The 17,216-nt window shown below is 36.8% G+C and carries 18 protein-coding genes and 1 tRNA gene; 14 read left to right on the forward strand and 5 right to left on the reverse strand.

Annotated elements, in window-relative coordinates; all coding sequences use genetic code 11:
• Positions 1-10 precede the first annotated feature (10 nt).
• Both elbB and A37Q_RS0113255 read left to right on the forward strand, forming a co-directional pair.
• The gene (gene elbB, locus A37Q_RS0113250) at positions 11-682 is read left to right on the forward strand and encodes an isoprenoid biosynthesis glyoxalase ElbB (protein ID WP_018300771.1); all 672 of its coding nucleotides are present in this window, start codon (positions 11-13) and stop codon (positions 680-682) included.
• 27 nt (positions 683-709) lie between these two features.
• Positions 710-1,129, forward strand: a complete 420-nt coding sequence (locus A37Q_RS0113255; RefSeq protein ID WP_018300772.1) for a VirK family protein — start codon at positions 710-712, stop codon at positions 1,127-1,129.
• 24 nt (positions 1,130-1,153) lie between these two features.
• On the opposite strand, the gene A37Q_RS15600 is transcribed toward A37Q_RS0113255, so the two are convergent.
• Positions 1,154-2,611, reverse strand: a complete 1,458-nt coding sequence (locus A37Q_RS15600; RefSeq protein ID WP_018300773.1) for a M17 family metallopeptidase — start codon at positions 2,609-2,611, stop codon at positions 1,154-1,156.
• A gap of 145 nt (positions 2,612-2,756) precedes the next feature.
• Between A37Q_RS15600 and A37Q_RS0113265 the strand changes: the two genes are divergently transcribed.
• The 6 genes from A37Q_RS0113265 to ruvA all read left to right on the forward strand — a co-directional run bounded on the left by A37Q_RS0113265 (position 2,757) and on the right by ruvA (position 6,395).
• Positions 2,757-2,844: transfer RNA gene (locus A37Q_RS0113265), tRNA-Ser, on the forward strand.
• A 255-nt stretch (positions 2,845-3,099) separates the two neighbouring features.
• Positions 3,100-4,266, forward strand: a complete 1,167-nt coding sequence (locus A37Q_RS0113270; protein WP_083907074.1) for a S1/P1 nuclease — start codon at positions 3,100-3,102, stop codon at positions 4,264-4,266.
• Positions 4,256-4,363 (forward strand): winged helix-turn-helix transcriptional regulator, encoded by a 108-nt coding sequence (locus tag A37Q_RS16635; protein WP_154648709.1) that lies wholly within the window; start codon positions 4,256-4,258, stop codon positions 4,361-4,363. The genes A37Q_RS0113270 and A37Q_RS16635 overlap by 11 nt, the downstream gene beginning before the upstream one ends.
• A gap of 153 nt (positions 4,364-4,516) precedes the next feature.
• Positions 4,517-5,263, forward strand: a complete 747-nt coding sequence (locus tag A37Q_RS0113275) for a YebC/PmpR family DNA-binding transcriptional regulator (RefSeq protein WP_018300775.1) — start codon at positions 4,517-4,519, stop codon at positions 5,261-5,263.
• On the forward strand, positions 5,263-5,778 hold the full coding sequence (ruvC, locus tag A37Q_RS0113280) for a crossover junction endodeoxyribonuclease RuvC (protein ID WP_018300776.1): 516 nt from the start codon (positions 5,263-5,265) through the stop codon (positions 5,776-5,778). The genes A37Q_RS0113275 and ruvC overlap by 1 nt, the downstream gene beginning before the upstream one ends.
• On the forward strand, positions 5,775-6,395 hold the full coding sequence (ruvA, locus tag A37Q_RS0113285) for a Holliday junction branch migration protein RuvA (RefSeq protein WP_018300777.1): 621 nt from the start codon (positions 5,775-5,777) through the stop codon (positions 6,393-6,395). The genes ruvC and ruvA overlap by 4 nt, the downstream gene beginning before the upstream one ends.
• 43 nt (positions 6,396-6,438) lie before the next feature.
• On the opposite strand, the gene A37Q_RS0113290 is transcribed toward ruvA, so the two are convergent.
• From A37Q_RS0113290 to A37Q_RS0113300, 3 genes are all read right to left on the reverse strand, one after another.
• On the reverse strand, positions 6,439-7,470 hold the full coding sequence (locus A37Q_RS0113290; RefSeq protein ID WP_018300778.1) for an L-rhamnose/proton symporter RhaT: 1,032 nt from the start codon (positions 7,468-7,470) through the stop codon (positions 6,439-6,441).
• 10 nt (positions 7,471-7,480) lie between these two features.
• Entirely contained in the window at positions 7,481-8,323 is an 843-nt protein-coding gene (locus tag A37Q_RS0113295; RefSeq protein ID WP_018300779.1) for an ROK family protein, read from the reverse strand.
• A gap of 209 nt (positions 8,324-8,532) precedes the next feature.
• Complete coding sequence (locus tag A37Q_RS0113300) at positions 8,533-9,753, reverse strand: MFS transporter (protein WP_018300780.1); 1,221 nt, start codon at positions 9,751-9,753, stop codon at positions 8,533-8,535.
• Positions 9,754-9,953: 200 nt separating this feature from the next.
• Between A37Q_RS0113300 and A37Q_RS0113305 the strand changes: the two genes are divergently transcribed.
• Positions 9,954-11,243, forward strand: a complete 1,290-nt coding sequence (locus A37Q_RS0113305) for a MalY/PatB family protein (protein ID WP_018300781.1) — start codon at positions 9,954-9,956, stop codon at positions 11,241-11,243.
• Here the strand turns inward: A37Q_RS0113305 and A37Q_RS0113310 are convergent.
• Entirely contained in the window at positions 11,240-11,578 is a 339-nt protein-coding gene (locus A37Q_RS0113310) for an ArsR/SmtB family transcription factor (protein ID WP_018300782.1), read from the reverse strand. The two genes, A37Q_RS0113305 and A37Q_RS0113310, sit on opposite strands and share 4 nt — an antisense overlap.
• A 339-nt stretch (positions 11,579-11,917) precedes the next feature.
• Between A37Q_RS0113310 and gshB the strand changes: the two genes are divergently transcribed.
• The 5 genes from gshB to A37Q_RS0113335 are packed head-to-tail and all read left to right on the forward strand — an operon-like array spanning position 11,918 to position 17,111.
• On the forward strand, positions 11,918-12,955 hold the full coding sequence (gshB, locus tag A37Q_RS0113315; RefSeq protein ID WP_026196715.1) for a glutathione synthase: 1,038 nt from the start codon (positions 11,918-11,920) through the stop codon (positions 12,953-12,955).
• Positions 12,939-14,924, forward strand: a complete 1,986-nt coding sequence (locus tag A37Q_RS0113320; protein ID WP_083907077.1) for a flavohemoglobin expression-modulating QEGLA motif protein — start codon at positions 12,939-12,941, stop codon at positions 14,922-14,924. Before gshB ends, A37Q_RS0113320 begins: the two co-directional genes overlap by 17 nt.
• Before the next feature lie 5 nt (positions 14,925-14,929).
• Positions 14,930-15,712, forward strand: coding sequence for an ATP-binding cassette domain-containing protein (locus tag A37Q_RS15605; protein ID WP_018300785.1), 783 nt, complete (start codon positions 14,930-14,932; stop codon positions 15,710-15,712).
• 9 nt (positions 15,713-15,721) lie between these two features.
• Positions 15,722-16,372 (forward strand): orotate phosphoribosyltransferase, encoded by a 651-nt coding sequence (gene pyrE / locus A37Q_RS0113330; RefSeq protein WP_018300786.1) that lies wholly within the window; start codon positions 15,722-15,724, stop codon positions 16,370-16,372.
• A 1-nt stretch (position 16,373) separates the two neighbouring features.
• A complete protein-coding gene (locus tag A37Q_RS0113335; RefSeq protein WP_026196716.1) occupies positions 16,374-17,111 on the forward strand; it encodes an aspartate/glutamate racemase family protein in 738 nt (245 codons plus the stop codon).
• The last annotated feature ends 105 nt before the right edge of the window (positions 17,112-17,216 follow it).

Here is a 17,216-nt window from a genome sequence, read left to right on the forward strand (position 1 = left end):
GGAGAAGGAAGTGAAAATTGCAGTTGTTTTGTCAGGATCAGGTGTCTTTGATGGCGCTGAAATTCATGAGTCAGTATTAACCTTGCTTGCACTTTGTAAACGTGGCATTGAGCATGATGTGATTGCGCCAAATGTTGATCAATATCATGTAATCAATCATGTTACAGGCACAGAGATGAATGAAACCAGAAATGTGCTTATTGAGTCCGCGCGCATTGCTCGGGGTGAGATAAAAGATTTATCTGAAGTCAAGTCGACTGATTATGATGCGCTTATTCTTCCAGGAGGATTTGGCGCAGCTAAGAATTTATTTGATTTTGCAATAAAGCAAAATGCTGATTACACGATTCTTCCAATGCTGAAATCATTCATTTGTGCATTTAGAGATGCGGGCAAGCCAGTTGGGTTTATTTGCATATCACCGATGATGATTCCTGAGATTTACCCAAAAGGTGTCAAACTAACCATTGGTAATGATTCTGAAACAGCGAAAGTTGCAATGGAAAAAGGGGCAACACATGTTGATACCAAGGTAGATGAGATTTGTGTTGATTATGAGAACCAGATTGTCTCTACAGCTGCTTATATGACGCAAAGCTCCATTTATGAAATCTCCCTTGGGATTGATAAACTCGTAGAGAAAGTATGTGAGCTGGCTAAAAATACAGCGCCATTAAGTTAAAAGTGAATTTGTTACAGGGAAAATAGGATGAAAAAATACTTGTTACTACTGGCGATTAGTGCTCCAGTGCTAGGAGTTGCTGCTCCACTAAACCAATATGCAGATATTGATAATGCGCTATTGCATGGCAAGGAGATTGTGGTTGTGACCAATTTAAACCATTGCACACCACAGCTGCCGATAAGCGCAAGCTACAAGCCAAAGGCTGTGATGCTGTTGAAAGATCGTATTAGTTTTTCAAGCTCTCATTTAACAGTGAATAACCCTAAGCATAAGGGTGAAGCAGTTATTGAAAACACAACCTATAATATTACAAAAGACAATAAGCTGACTTTAACGACAGTTGTATTAAATGCGCAAAGTTATCAGCCTTACTCTCAATCGAAGCCATTTTCAGTGACATGTCATCTTGGTAAAGAGGGCGGAGCAAGCATATACCAGTTGTAACTGGCAAGTCATGGAATGAATGCATTAGTTGGCGTTTGCGAAAATATATTGTGTAATTAACTCTGAGCTAAACCACACGCCAACACCGCTGACTTCTGTTGGAATAGCGCCAAGACCGCCTTTGTGTTTACAAGAAGCTAAATCCATGTGCAGCCAACGGACTTCTTTGTTGACAAACTGCTGAAGGAATTTAGCTGCTAAAATATGATCGGCATTGCCTGTGACATTACATTGCTTTAAATCAGCTACTTCAGATTTAAGTTCGTTTAGATAATGCTTATCCATCGGAAAGGGCCAGACTTTCTCACCAGAGTTAATGCCATAATTTACAAGCTTATCTTGCCAGTCATAGTGGTTACTGAAAATGGCGGCATATTCAGTGCCAAGCGCACGAACCGCAGCCCCAGTTAATGTTGCATAATCAATTAACAAATCAGGTTTTGAGCGACATGCTAGAACAAGTGCATCAGCTAATGCCATTCTACCTTCTGCATCAGTATCAACAACTTCAATGGTCTTGCCATTTAATGCACGAACGACCTCATTGGGTAAAAAGGCATCTTTATCAATGTTATTTTGCGTAATAGCAAGATAGCATTCCATTTTAATTGGGACTTGTTGCATGCTAAGCGCAAGAAAAGTACCAAGTGCAACGGCGCTTCCCATCATATCATCGTTCATGCCATGCATGTATTGTGGTGGTTTAATGCTGACGCCACCTGTGTCAAAGCAAACGCCTTTGCCTACAAAGCTGATAAGCTGCTTACTACTTTGATCTTCTGGAAAATAGCTAAGCTTAACAATAGCTGCATGATCGCTGGCATTGGCAACAGCAGAAAATGCACCAGCGCCCATCTCTTTTAAAGCATTTTTATCATACACTTCACATTGCCAGTTCTCTGACTGGGCAAGCTTCTTAACCTCATCGATATAAATCTCAGGTGTTAAATAATTAGTTGGTAAAATAGTTAAATAGCGTGCCAGTGCATTGCCTTTGTCCTTTGCAAGCACTTCCAAAAAGTCCGCTTCCACATAATCGCCGATGATATCAATGTCAACCTTGATCGTATCTGGCTTTCTTTGATAATTTGGCATGTTATGGGTGTGTGCTAAAATGGTTCTAACAATCTGGTTAGCTGTTTTTTCAGAAGCATCTTCTAAAAAAAGGGCAATTTTCTTTGCGCCGATAAGATCAATTTTACTTAAAAGCTTACTTAATTGGCTCAGCCAGATATAAACATCTTTATTGTCCGTATTTTCAACCAAGATAATCTGAGTGCCTTTTCTATTTGGCAACGATGAAAGATAGCCTTTTTTAAGTTTGATATTATTGGCTTGAATGCGCTCAATTAGAACATCACCAAAGGGCAGTGATTGAAGCGAGTTTTCCTGATTGTTAGCCGCAATAATAAGATCATATTGTTCATGATCTTCAATGCTATGGATGAAATTTAAACGTGGGCCAGTTAACGCCTGTAGCATTTTTGAACTCTCATATTAATTAAACTACATAGAGGATAATGCCTTTTAGGATAAATGATTAGCCTTTTATTGTTTTTTCTGCATATTTTTTTAATTCAGCTCTTTTCATTTAAAAATATGCCGTTATAATTGTCTCCAGTTGTTCGGAGAGATGGCTGAGTGGTCGAAAGCGGCGGTCTTGAAAACCGTTGACTGTAACAGGTCCGGGGGTTCGAATCCCTCTCTCTCCGCCATAACTTGATCCTTCAATCACTTCCAATTTTTTATAGATAAAAACAAGATATTTTTTACCGATGAATTAGCTATAGATATTAAAAAATCTCCATTATGTCTACTATTGACAACATATTGTCCTGATGCTGCTATTCTGATTTAATGCTTTTTGATAGATTATTGTGAGACTCTATTTATTGAATAGAGGCTTAATATTAGGAAGGGTTGTTATCGAAATTATTTAAAAGGAAGTGTAAGAAAGGGAGTGAACTTTAATGGGAAGGATGTTGTCAGTTGCTTTTTTAGTTATTTGTCTATTTAATGCTGCCAATGCATGGTGGGTGACTGGACATGCATTAACTGCGGAAGTTGCACATGAAAAAATAAGCAGCATAACACAGCTAAAGATTAATCAGCTGTTAGATAAAAAGCCAGATGTGCCAATTTTAGCTAAAGAAAAGCAGCCTAAGCCAGATTTAGAGGTGCTATACAAATCTTATAATTATATACAAGGGGCGGCAAGCTGGGCGGATGACATTAAACGATATCATTGGAAAAGTGATAGTTTAAGAGCTAATTATTCGGCTATGCACTATGTTGGTGTTGATATTAATTTAGCATATCAAGGGTCAAAAACATATTGTAAAAACACATTGACGCCAGCGTATATGCAGAGTTTTTTTCTGGTAAAAAAATCAAATGTTGTTAATGCAATTAAAAGTGCAATTAAGTCCTTGGTCTTATCTACAACCTCTGATGCTGAGAAAGCAACGGCTTTACGCTATTTAATTCACCTAATGGGAGATCTGCATCAACCTTTACATACGGTGAGCCCTAAGTTTAATAGCACTCAAACTGCTGGAGGTAATGGGATTAAATTCACTCATAAAGCCCCTTTGTATTATCAGGTTTCAGGTAGGAATCCATTCACGGAGATTAAGCTTTATCCATTTTCTAATTTTCATGCATATTTTGATGGAGTATTAGGGAAATATAATCAATTACAAGAAACTATAACATCTTCTTATAGTCCAAATGGCTTTGAGTTATGGCAGAGTCATAAGAGGGTATATTTAGGGTATTTATCTATGCTTTCAAGAAAATTAAATAGCTTTAGGTTTGAGGATATAATCTTCCCTAATGTTGAAAGTTGGGCTATGGAATCTAGTAAGCTTGCCTGTAACTTGTTAATAAATGACAGAGGTTTATATTTTGTTGTAGTTGGCAAACAACTCAATTTGAAATTTAATCCTCATTATTTCACAAGAAAATATTCCTATAAAATTGATAGACAGTTGTATTTAGGAGGGCTACGCTTAGGAATGTTATTAGAGGCAATATATAATCCTAACCCTAGTGTGCGGAATTATCAAAAATATTTAATCAAGCCAATTATGCATGACCAATCTATTCCTACTTTAAATCAACTAGGTGAAAGTTGAGTATTCACTAACAGAATTAAGCAAGCCCTTAGGCAAGATTCTCTTAAATCTGCGGGATTGGGGAGAGTATTATACAAATGCATTAGATAAAACCTGAGCACCCATTGAGCGGGGTTATCTGGGGTTCTTTATTAGTAAAGGTTTGGTGATTCATACCATGTGCGACTAGTCAAATAAGCGCTTTATCGATACAATGTTTCACAGAATATGAAAGTAAAGACACTAAAGAAACTGTTGTAAAGGGGTTTATATGGCAGGCCATAGTAAATGGGCAAACATCAAGCACAAAAAAGCCGCACAAGATGCAAAACGTGGGAAGGTTTTCACTAAATTAATTCGTGAGATTACCGTTGCTGCGCGCTTAGGCGGTGGAGATAGAGATTCAAATCCAAGACTTCGAGCAGCAATTGCAGCCGCTTTGAGTAATAATATGACCAAAGATACCATTGAGCGCGCGGTAAAAAAAGGCGCAGGTGGTGAAGAGGGGAGTAATCTTGAAGAAGTTCGTTATGAAGGCTACGGTCCCTCTGGTACGGCATTTATTGTCGATTGCATGACAGATAATAGAAATAGAACGGTTGCAGAGGTTCGCCATGCCTTTAGTAAAGCAGGTGGTAACTTGGGTACAGATGGCTCAGTAGCATACATGTTTCATAAAAAAGGTATTCTTAGCTTTGAGTCAGGTCATGATGAAGATCAGATTATGGAAGCGGCTTTAGATGCTGGCGCAGAAGATGTTATCAGTCATGAGGATGGTAGTATTGATGTGATTACCGATCCCAATCAATTTCTTGAAATAAAAGAGCGTTTAGATGAAAAAGGGCTGAGCGCGTCTTCTGCTGAGGTGATCTTGGATGCAGATGTTAAGGCCGCAGTTGATTCCAAGGAGCTTGCTGAGAAGATTGTAAATATGATTGATCGCTTGGAAGATTTAGATGATGTGCAAAATGTTTACACAAATGCAGATATTAGTGATGAGATTATGGCTGAATTATAGTGATTATTCTTGGTATTGATCCAGGGTCACGTATCACGGGTTTTGGTGTTCTTAAGGTTGTTGAAAAAAAGTGCCATTATGTAACAAGTGGGTGTATTCGTATTACTGAGGAAAATGATGCATATCGTTTAAAGCAAGTTCAAGATGGCATTAGGGAAGTGATTCAAGTTTATAAACCAGATGAGTCAGCAATTGAGCAGATTTTTATGTTTCAAAACCCGGGAGCTGCCTTAAAGTTAGGGCAAGCACGTGGTGTGGCTATGTGTACTTTGGCAAGTTCAGATCTCCCGGTATATGAATACTCGGCAAAACAGGTTAAACAGGCCGTCGTTGGCACAGGTTCTGCAAATAAGGCGCAAGTTCAACATATGGTGCAATCATTTTTGCTATTGAATAAAAAACCACAAGCTGATGCCGCTGATGCGTTAGCAATCGCAATTTGCCATTTTCACACGAGAAACAGCCTAAGAGCTATTCCAAGTGCAACCAAAATTGTAAGAGGAAGATTAAGATGATCGGACGAATTCGAGGAGAGTTAATTGAAAAGCAGCCTCCGTTGGTATTAATAGAAGCTTATGGAGTGGGTTATGAGATCTTAACCCCGATGAGTTCTATCTATCATTTGGGTGAGACGGGAAAAGAGGTGATTCTATATACGCACTTTGTGGTGAGAGAAGATCTTCAGCAGCTTTATGGCTTTTCAACAAAGTCAGATAGACGATTATTTCAAGAGCTCATTAAGGTTAATGGTATCGGTGCTAAGATGGCACTTGCTATTCTATCTGGAATGGATGGAGCGACTTTGGTGCACTGTATTGACTCTAAAGATCATGCACTTTTGTGCAGCATTCCCGGTATTGGTAAAAAAACAGCAGAGCGCATTGTGATCGAGCTTAAAGATAAACTTGATAAGCTCACAGGCGAAATGGATGGCTTCTCATCGAATATTACCTCCATAGATGGCGCGGCGCTGACAAGAAAAACAGATGCATCTTCTGAGGCAGTTGGCGCGCTTGAAGCACTTGGTTATAAGCATAAAGATGCACAAAGTGCAGTTAAAAAGGTGCAAAAGGAAGGGCAGTCTTTGGAGGAAACCATTAAACTTGCACTACAAATGGCACAAAAAAGATAAGTTTATTTTTTAGCAAAAAAGTTATATTCAAAGCCTGCTCGATTTAATGATAAGTGCTGGCAATGACCAGTATCACAATGGCGACTAGCAGTAAAAATATGGCAATGCACATTTTAAGTCCGATGTTTCTCGGGATATTTTTCCATTCACCATGTTTAAATCCCCAGAAGTTAGACATCAAGATAATAAATGCCATAAAAAGCGGCCAAGCAACAATAGGACCAAGTGCTCCCAGTGTTTGAGATGCTTTACTGTAGAAAATAACAGATTCAAAGAGCATGATAGCCATGGCAATAATCAATAAATGTCCCTTGAGACTAAGCTGATTTTGCTTTGTGCTATCAGGGTTTTGTTTTTTATAGCAATACTCCGCAATAAAAAAATAGAGTGCATAAGGGATAAATCCACCGGCAAATATAAATAGCCAAGGAATAGCTGAGCTGATAAAGCTGTGGGAGTATTCTAAGGGGATGCTATTTTTGGCTGCTGAGATAGCAAAGGCATATGAGGCGCCTTGTATGGCAGAGCTTATTCCGCAAAGAATCGTGATAATAATAGCAAAAATACTCATGCTTTTTGAGCTGTTACTACTTTCTTTATAGATGAATTTTTCACGTTGATGTGCTGCAATTCCTGCAGAAATAACTGCAAGGATCAGTAGAGTAACGCCAAGGTAAATCAGAATATTAAATACAATATTGGTTTGAGCACCGGGGAATAAGATAAAAGGAATCAGTGTGCCTCCCGCTGTGCCAATACCAATATTAATCACAAATGAAATGCCAATACCAATATACTTTAAAGCGATGCTAAGAAAAACCATCCCAATCCCCCACAGGAAGCCTGCGGCAAAGGGAATAAAAATAGCGCTATCTGGAAGTGTGGCTATATAGCGAGTGAAATGGGGATTAATAATAACAATGCTAATAAGCGGGATAACGACAAATGCCCAAAAAGAAAAATAAAGCCAAAGCTTGCTGTCATTGATTTTTAGGTATTTAATTGGCAGGGCAAAACTGCCATTTAGAATGCCCGCGATAATAGCAAACAACAGGGCAATAAAAACTAACTCCATGTGAGATTCCTTAATGTAAGTGTTTGGCTTGTGCAAAAAGTACAGCGCCTTCAAGCGCAGTGTCATAACCCAATGTTGATAGGATAAGCTTAGGAGAACTAACAAGTTTTAACTCTTTATGCAGATAGTTGGCGCTTAGATCAAGAAGTTTATTTCCTCCGCCAATAGAAACACCGCCACCAAATACAATAACTTCAGGGGATAAAATGCAGGCGATATTTCTAAGCCCTAATGCTAGATGGTAAGCGACCTCATCCCATTCTCTCGTATTAAGTTCTTCAGCTGGTTTTTTGTAGATATTTCGAATACCATTTCCTGAAACAAGTGCCTCAAGACAGTTGCTTGCACCACATTCACAAATCACGATGTTATATGGATGTGTAATACATTGATGTGCAATTTCAGGGTGTGACAAACCTTGATAGATTTTTCCATCCAAAATAAACCCGCCGCCCATTCCAGTGCTAAGCGTAATATATAAAAATCGTCCTTGTTGATAATCGCCAAGTGTATACTCTGCAAAGGCGGCAACATTGGTGTCAACGTCAACATAAAAAGGACACTGCCACTTATCTTCCATAATTTTTTTAAGTGGAATATCCCTCCAGTTAGGTTGATGTAAAGGTGAAACAAGGTGGTTTTTATGGTCAATAGGACCGCCGATAGCCGCCCCAATACCGAGAATTTTTCGGCCATTGGCGGCTTTTTTGATTAAATGATGTAAAAGATTTATTCCCTCAAGATAATCAATGGGTGTTGGTTCTTTATAGAGAATGCTTTGATGGGTGTTAGTATCGATGGATTTTACCATTATTTTTGTACCGCCGATATCAAGTCCAATATAACAAGACATAAATAGAGACTAAAAAGTTAACATAGCTTGAACTGTAACGTAATTTGATAACAGATTCTATACAAAATCGTGCGAATTTTTGATATTTAAATCATACCTCCATGTTAATAACACCAAATCATTTTCATGGTTTCTATGCATTACCCTAGAGCATATTATAAGACGCCATCAAATATCCGGCAGAGCCAAAGTTAGCATCAAATACTTTACTATGAATTTTTTAAATCTCTAGATATAACACCTGAGTAAGTAAAGGTTACTCCAGAAATCAATATTACACATAATACGATAATAGGCATCATGTGAACATAGTGGGTAGTGTATAATATAAATAGATTGAGTAACATAATAATAATTATGGCGATAGAAAACGAAAGCGACGTTGCCGTATATCTTATATTTTTAGGGAATATGCTGGGTATATAACCAATCGTTAGAGTTGAAATAAGACCATTGATTATTCCAGCAATAATCATCCATACTTCTAGATTAAAGTGCAAACCAACAGTAAATAATAGAATAGAAAATATTATTTGTATGAAAACGGCTATTAGCCACGATTTGGCAAAAAATCTTTGTGGAAAAAAAGTAGCAACAAGCAGGGAGGATATTAATAATGCAACGGAAGAATAAATATGAAGATAGGAAACATCTTTAAAGGTTAATGATGTGATCTTAAGCAAAATAATTGGTAAAAAGACGCCTGTTATTGTAATAGATACAGTAACTAAGGATAGCAATATGGCAAGCGTTAGACGTTTCTTATAGTTAAGAAATAAATCATAAATAGGTGGGTGCTTTTGAGATTTTGGATGAAATGTTTCGGTTAATTTAAATCTAAGAAGATAGCTAATAAAGGTCAACACCGCACCAAAAGCAAAAGCAATTCTCCACCCATAGTCAATCATAGATTGTGGCGAGATACTGTATACAAGTATAGCAATTATACTGGTGACCAATATAGTCCCTGCGCTAGTTAGAGCTTCAAATATAGCACAGAATTTAAGGGAATACTTAGGGATGCCATATTCATAACATAGCGTTAACCCGCCTCCAACTTCACCGCCAAAGGAAAACCCCTGTATCATTCTAAGTAATAAGAATATAAAGACCGCCAATGCGCCAATAGATTGAGAGCTTGGTGTGAAAACAAGCATGATTGTTGCAATAAGCATTATAAAGGTATTGGCAATATAAGTTTTTTTTCTGCCATATTTATCTCCAAAAAAGCCTATAACTATCGCGCCTATGGGTCTGGAAAAATAACCAATCATTATAATGATATAGTAAACTATCAAAGAGAGCGTAGGTGTATTAGTATAGAAAACCTTGCTAAGAATGGGGGCAAGACTTAATGCAAGACCAAAATCATAACATTCTAGCATGCTGATACTGCCGCACAACCAAGTTTTTTTACTGTTAGAGGACATAAGATTACCCATCTTTAAATGTAATTAAAATTAAATGCTATATTTATTATTTACCCCACCTTTAAGCAAGTGCTCAACCAGCCGAGAAGAGAGATGTAATCAAATTTAGTATGGGTCTATAATAAGCATTCCTTAGGTGGTACTTTCTTTGCTGAATGATAGAATTATTTTGCAGAATATCCACTATCAGCTGAGAAATAATGCAATTTATCATTCATTTTGATACGAAGAATGATTTACACCACACGGCTATAGCCTTTTTACGCGGTTGTGGTATATTTTGCGGTTATAGCGATTCAGTGAGTATTTTTATGTCCGATAACCTTGAAGATAGCCTTATTTCCCTTTTTGATCGCCATGTTTCTCGCAAAGGAACTGACTCAACAAAACTGGATTTATGTGATCAGATGTTACATGGAAAAGACCTTACACCTGCTTGGGTGGCAGATGGTGATTTTCCTTGTCCTAATGAAGTTGTCAATGAAATGCGTAAAACAGCAGATCAATCGATTTATGGTTATACGTATTTAAGCACTGCATTCTATCAAAGTATTGTAAATTGGTATCAGCAGGAGCATAGTTTAACGATTGATCACAATAATATTATAACCAGTAATGGTGTGGTGAATGCCTTGGCATTACTGATTAACACCTTTAGCAAAGAAGGGGATGGGGTAATTGTTCAATCACCGGTCTATTATCCATTTTTTCAACTGGTTAAAGAGAATAATCGCGTTGTGTTAGATAATCCACTTCGTGAAGAAAATGGCCACTATTCGATTGATTTTGATCATTTTGAGTCTTTAGCCCGCTCAGGCGCTAAGCTTTTCATTTTATGCTCTCCGCATAATCCAATTGGAAAGGTGTGGGAAAAAGAAGAACTTAAGAAATTGGTCGATATTTGTAAAACATATAATATCATGATGATAAGTGATGAGATTCATTCAGATTTAATCTATTCACCTTCTGTGTTTAATTCTACTTTGCCATTTTCTGATGACTATAATAATCTGATTGTACTGAACTCAGCTGCAAAAACCTTTAATATTGCAGGGCTTTTTACCAGCTATGGCGTAACGTATAATAAAGAAATTAAACAGCGTTATGAAAGCACTGCTAATAAGTGGGGGATGCACAATAACTTATTTGGCATTCGTGCAACAATGGCCGCGTATCGTTCAAAGGACTACTTAATTGCGCTTCGCTCTTATCTAAAAGGAAATATTGATTTAATTGATGCAATGATAAAAGCTTCAAATAAGCCTATTGGTTTTGTAAGACCCGAGGCAACTTATCTTGCATGGCTTGATTTTAGAGGGTTAAATTTAAGTGAAACAAAGCTGAAAGCAAAAATTCATGGTCAGGCAAAAATAGGCATCACACCCGGGGTAGGCTTTGGCAAAAAGGGCGCTGGGTTTTATCGCATGAACTTTGCAACACCAAGAGACAATCTTGCTGATATTATGAGTAGGCTTTTAGCTGTTTTTTAAAACAAATCAGCAAGTGACTCAAATAACTGTTTAGTATAGCTCTTATTAACTTTGCACATACGAAACTGTGCCTTTCTTTCACAAGTCACAATGCCAGCATCTTCAAGTTGTTGTATATGCTGTGAGGTAACAGATTGAGACAGTCCCACTTTTTGCATAATCATATTGATTGTAACGCCTTCTTTTTCAATATCGACTTTTTCGGAGAAAAAGTTTTTTTTAGGTTCTAATAGCCATTGCACGATATTAAACCTGTCGGGGTTTGACAGTGCTTTAAAGGCTTTTAGATAGAGCTCTGTTTGATACATTGAGCCCAAATTTTTAATTAAAGACATATAAATCCTTAAAAGGGGAGTGCTTTTATATTTAGTTTTATAGATGAATGCATATCTTGTCAATATTGTTCGGCTCAAAAGTTTATTGCTATATTTAAATAATTATATATCCGAGTATTTGAATATTCCAATAATCAAATATATAAGTATTAGAGTCAGTGAATTGATTGTTTTTTTGTTCTGTTTGAATGAATATCAGAAAATAAAAAGATGAAAGCAAAAGATTTAGTTTACACATTTAAACTCTGGAAATAATATACTTGGATAGATTGTTACTGATTAAGATAAAATCGCTTAAAATTTCACTTAAGTATTTTAAGGAAAAGGTAGATAAATATTATGAGAATATGTTTTATAATGTATCCATGGGATAGAGTGGACCCGCAAACAGACTCCACTATTAGGCTCATTCATGAGTGTGTTAAAAGAGAGCATACGGTTGCAATTACAACACCAAATAACTTAACAATCAGAGATAGTGTAGCTCAAGTATATGCTGATGTTTTTACTAAGGGAGCGAAGCTTAGTAATAGCATGGTTTCTTTTTATAAAAATGCAGTTTTTAAGCGTTGCCAGTTACCTTTGTCTGGTTTTGATGTGATTTTCATGAGAAGTAACCCGCCTTTGGACATGCTTGCTTTAAATTTTCTTGATTCTGTTGACTCGGGAACGTTTATTATGAATGACCTTAATGGATTGAGAATAGCAAACAATAAACTCTATACATCTTCATTTGATGATGAGGAAAATAGGTTTATTCCCGTCACTCATGCATCAAAAAATAGAGAGTATCTTGAGCGAGTGCTTAAAGATTCACCTCAAGATAAAATGATTTTGAAGCCATTAAATGGCTATGGTGGTGAAGGCGTGATTGTTGTTGAAAAAAAAGCATCATCGAACTTCCGCTCATTGTTGGATTTTTATATTGGAGATAAAAATAAAACGGGCAACTATGTTATTCTGCAGGAATATGTTGAGGGCGCTGAGAAAGGGGATGTGAGAATTTTAATGCTGAATGGAGAGCCTATTGGTGCAATGAAGCGTGTTCCGGCTGAAAATGATTTGCGTTCCAATGTGCATGCAGGTGGTCGTGTTGAAAAACATATTCTATCAAAGGAAGAAAAAGAATTATGTAAACTTATTGGACCAAAGTTAGTACAGGATGGTCTTTATTTCGTTGGTATTGATGTGATCAATGGAAAGTTAATTGAGGTAAATGTACAAAGCCCTGGTGGTATATCGCGGATAAACAAGTTAAATGGAGTTAAGTTGCAGAAAAAAGTAATTGATTTTCTAGAGACAATTGTAACCAGTAGAAAAATAGCTATAGAAAGAAGAAAGTTATTTACCAAGGTGATAGATGATGTTAACTCTTGATGAAGATGAAATTATTCAGAAAATAAAAAATAATGAATGCTTTAGTGCTCAAAATAGCACGGGTTCATTTGTTATTACTATTAATGCATATGTTCCTTATTTAGCAACAGCTATTCATGCAGGGAAACAGATTAGTAAAGAAATGGAAGACTGCTATACAGTAGATGAAAAAGAGCGTTTATTTGAAGAAGACCCCTATACGGATGAGTTTATATTTGGATTGCCCATTACACTTGTAGCAAAGGATTCTCGATTTAGCTATGATCTTAACAGGTCAATTGACCAGTGTGTTTACGATACGGCATGGGGAAAAACAGTCTGGAAAAAACCAATTACAGATAAAATGAGAGATGAGCTCTATAGCCGTCATAGTAAATATTATAAAATATTGAAAGCCCTTGTGTCTAAATTAGAGTCGTTATACTCGAAGTGTTACATTTTTGATATTCATAGTTATAATTATCAAAGAATCACAACGGTGCAAACACCAACTTTTAACTTAGGCTCATTTTACTGTCAGCATCGATATCAATCAGAAGTTGAACGCTTTGTAGCGGATTTAGGCAAAATTGTACTCCCTAACCTTGATACAACAGTTGAAGTCAATAATGTATTTGAAGGGAAGGGCTACCAAGCTTTCTTTATTAATAAATTCTTTAAGCATACTTGCCTGTTCCCAGTAGAAATTAAAAAAGTTTTTATGGATGAAAATGAAGGCATTCCTTACCCGTTAGTTATAGAAGAAGTCGCTAAAGAATTGCAAAGAGCCATAAAATCTTTTGTTGATAAGAGTCAGAAAAAATCATCTGCTATGTCAGTTGGAAAACATAGAGTTGATAAGGAGGTAATTGCTTTAGATAAAAAGCTTTTTCAGCTTTCAAGGAAAATCGATGTCTTGTACTATGTTAATCCCATTAATTATGAATCGGAAAAGCGTAAATTTTTTAAAAATCCCATGAGTTACTATCCGGATTTCAAATATCGCCAATTAAAAATTGATCCCTTTGATTTTAGAGAAAAACTATATAAGCTCCCAGTTTCTAACGTAAGCTCTCCGACATTACGACAACTATACCGTGAAGTTATTGATTCTATCGCCTTAGATGTGGACTTAATTACAAGTGTCGGTACAGAAAGTTTTTTTTATAATTCCTTAAGGATATATGGCGAGCCGAATAATAGAGATATTAATAATGCAAAGTTTTTATTGTATGCTCCAGCGAGTTGTCATCAAGACAAAAAGGTTGTTTCTGCTGAGGAAATTATTCATTTATTTGAAGAGAGTATTCAGCATTATGATATCCCATTTCAAATCAGGCTATCAGACCAGATTATTGCTAAGGCAATGGTTGATAATACAAAAAAAATGGTCCTGATTAATAAAAGAGCACAGTTAACACGAACTGAGCTTTTAGCTTTGATACATCATGAGGTTGGAGTGCATGCGGTTACTACTAGTAATGCAGAGAGGCAGCCATTATCTATTTACCGTTTGGGCTTGCCAAATAATACGCATACACAAGAAGGCTTAGCCATTTATAGTGAGTATCTTTCCGGTAACTTAACATTGGAGAGGTTGCAGGAGCTGGCATTGCGAGTTGTCGCCGTTGATCATATGATTAAACACCAAAATTTTATCAAAACGTATCAGTACATACTAACAAACTATAAAGATGATAAAGAATTTTGTTTCAAACTGGTGTCACGTGTTTATCGTGGTGGGGGCTTTAGTAAAGACTTTCTGTATTTAAGTGGGCTTAGAGATATCATTAAAAATATAACACATCCAAATTTCAATCTACTATTTTCAGGTAAAACAAGCTTGCAATACCTTGATCTTTTGCAACTCTTAGCTCAAGAGGGGTATTTAGTCTCTCCACATCTTATGCCTATTAGTTATCACGATAAGATACAAAAAAAAGACAAAGATCGTATCATCATCGATTATTTAATAGAGTCCATTCGGTAATATACATGATCGCACTTAGAGATGTCAGTTATCTTTCAAGAGTTAAGTCTCTGGAGTATCAGTTTCACGCCCAACGTTGCTATGGCACATTAGGCGTCAATGGCGCAGGAAAATCAACCTTATTGAAGCTGCTCTCTGGGCAATTTCCACACAAAAAAGTATCAGGAGAGATGTATTTAAATCAAATGAACCTTCTACAAATGCAAACAAAAGAGCGAGCAAAATATATTGCCATGCTATCACAAAGCATACATTTGAATTTCCCCTATTTAGCCGAGGATATTTTGGCGATGGGACGCTATGCTCTTGGTTTATCAAATCAGCAAACAAAAGCGGCATTTGACCTGATTGTGGAGTTGCTCCATTTGGAGCCAATACTCAAAAAAGAGTATCATAAACTCTCAGGCGGTCAAAAGCAGCGCCTTCAGCTTGCGCGCGTGATTTTCCAGTTAATAGGGGATTTGGATGAGGAAAATGAGCGTTGGCTTTTATTGGATGAGCATGCAGCAGGTCTTGATATATATCGTCAATATCAATCTTTTGAGGTGTTAATGTCAATTAAACAAAGATTTAATATTGGGATTATTGCAATTATCCACGATATTAATTTGGCAGCAAAGTATGCAGATAATTTATTACTTTTAGATCAAGGAGAGCTTGCAATTGCAGGCAATGCTGAAAAAGTGCTGTTATCAGGTGAATTTTCAAACGCTTTTCAAAGTAAAGTTGAGTACTTAAGTGAAAAAGCGATATACTTAACGCACCCAAATAGATCGACAATGAGTTAATGTATAATCATGTTACAAACAAGATTTTTTGATATTGCTTTGGAGGCCAAAGCACTGCGCTTTGGTGAGTTCACACTGAAATCTGGACGAATAAGTCCTTATTTTTTTAATGCGGGGCTGTTTAATGATGGACAAAAACTCTATCAGTTAGCGACGTGCTATGCACAGTGTATCATTGAAAAAAACATTCAATTTGATGTTTTATTTGGTCCTGCGTATAAAGGCATTCCTCTGGTGGCTCTCGTTTCGGCGATATTATATGAGGTGCACGGCAGAAATGTCGGCTTTTGTTATAACCGTAAAGAGCAAAAAGATCATGGCGAGGGCGGTATTTTAGTTGGCAGTGATATTAAAAATAAGCGCGTTTTAATTATTGATGATCTCATAACAGCTGGTACAGCTATTAAACAGGCAATTGGTATGATTCAAGCAGCAGAAGCTGGGCTCTCTGGCGTTGTGGTTGCACTTGATCGAGAGGAAGTAGCATCAAATCAGAGAGTTTCAGCGATTCAAGCAATTGAAGATACGTATCAATTTCCAGTGTTTTCAGTTGCCTCTTTGAGCGCGATGATTCAATTTATGAAAACGCATGGCGCTTTTTCTAAGGATGAAATTCAGCGTATAGAGCATTATCAAGCAGAGTATGGAGTCAAACAATAACATGATTGGTATTCTTGCTGGTATGGGGCCATTTTCAACAGCGCCTTTTATTGATCGATTGATGAAAAGCTGGCAAGAGCACTTTAATGCGCACTATGATATAGATTTTCCTCATGTATTAATATATTCATTGCCAACACCATTTTACCTTGATCGAGAAGTAGATCATTTGGTTTTAGAGAGAAGCATCATAACTGGAGCGCTTAAACTTCAAAGTGCAGGAGTTGATTTTATTGCAATGCCTTGTGGTAGTGCACATAGGTATTTTGAGGCAGTAAAAAGCAAGCTTAATATTGAGCTTCTAAATATGCTCGAATTAAGCATCACTAATCTTACTGATCTTACTGGTAAAGCCCAAAAGATTGCTGTTTTAGCCACGGATTCAACTATAAGTTCAGGTCTGTATCAAAGAGCGCTAGAACAAAAGGGTTTGGCTTATATTAACTCTATGATCTATCAAAAGGATGTAAATGCGTTAATTCACTCTGTTAAATGCGCCAAAGAGACCAATTATCTTGATGTTAAGGCTGTAAATCTGCTTGAGAAACTAAAAAAAGAAAATGTCAAAACAGCACTTATTGCTTGCACTGAATTAAGTGAGTGCTTCTCACGCATAATTCATTCACCGAGCTACCAAAATAAAATAGATATAATCGATGCTTCCGATGCGTTAGTAAAAGGCAGCGTCTTTACTGGAAGCACGATAAAAGAAAGTGCGCTAGACTTGTTGTTTTTCTAAAAAGACGGTATCATACGGCGTTGCTAAGCACTTTAGTGTTTTTGAGTGAATCAAAACCGCTATTGAATGGGAGCTTTAGCAATGTAAATAGACTAATAAACAACG

The sequence above is a fragment of the Fangia hongkongensis FSC776 = DSM 21703 genome (assembly GCF_000379445.1).
Taxonomy (GTDB): Bacteria; Pseudomonadota; Gammaproteobacteria; order Francisellales; family Francisellaceae; genus Fangia; species Fangia hongkongensis.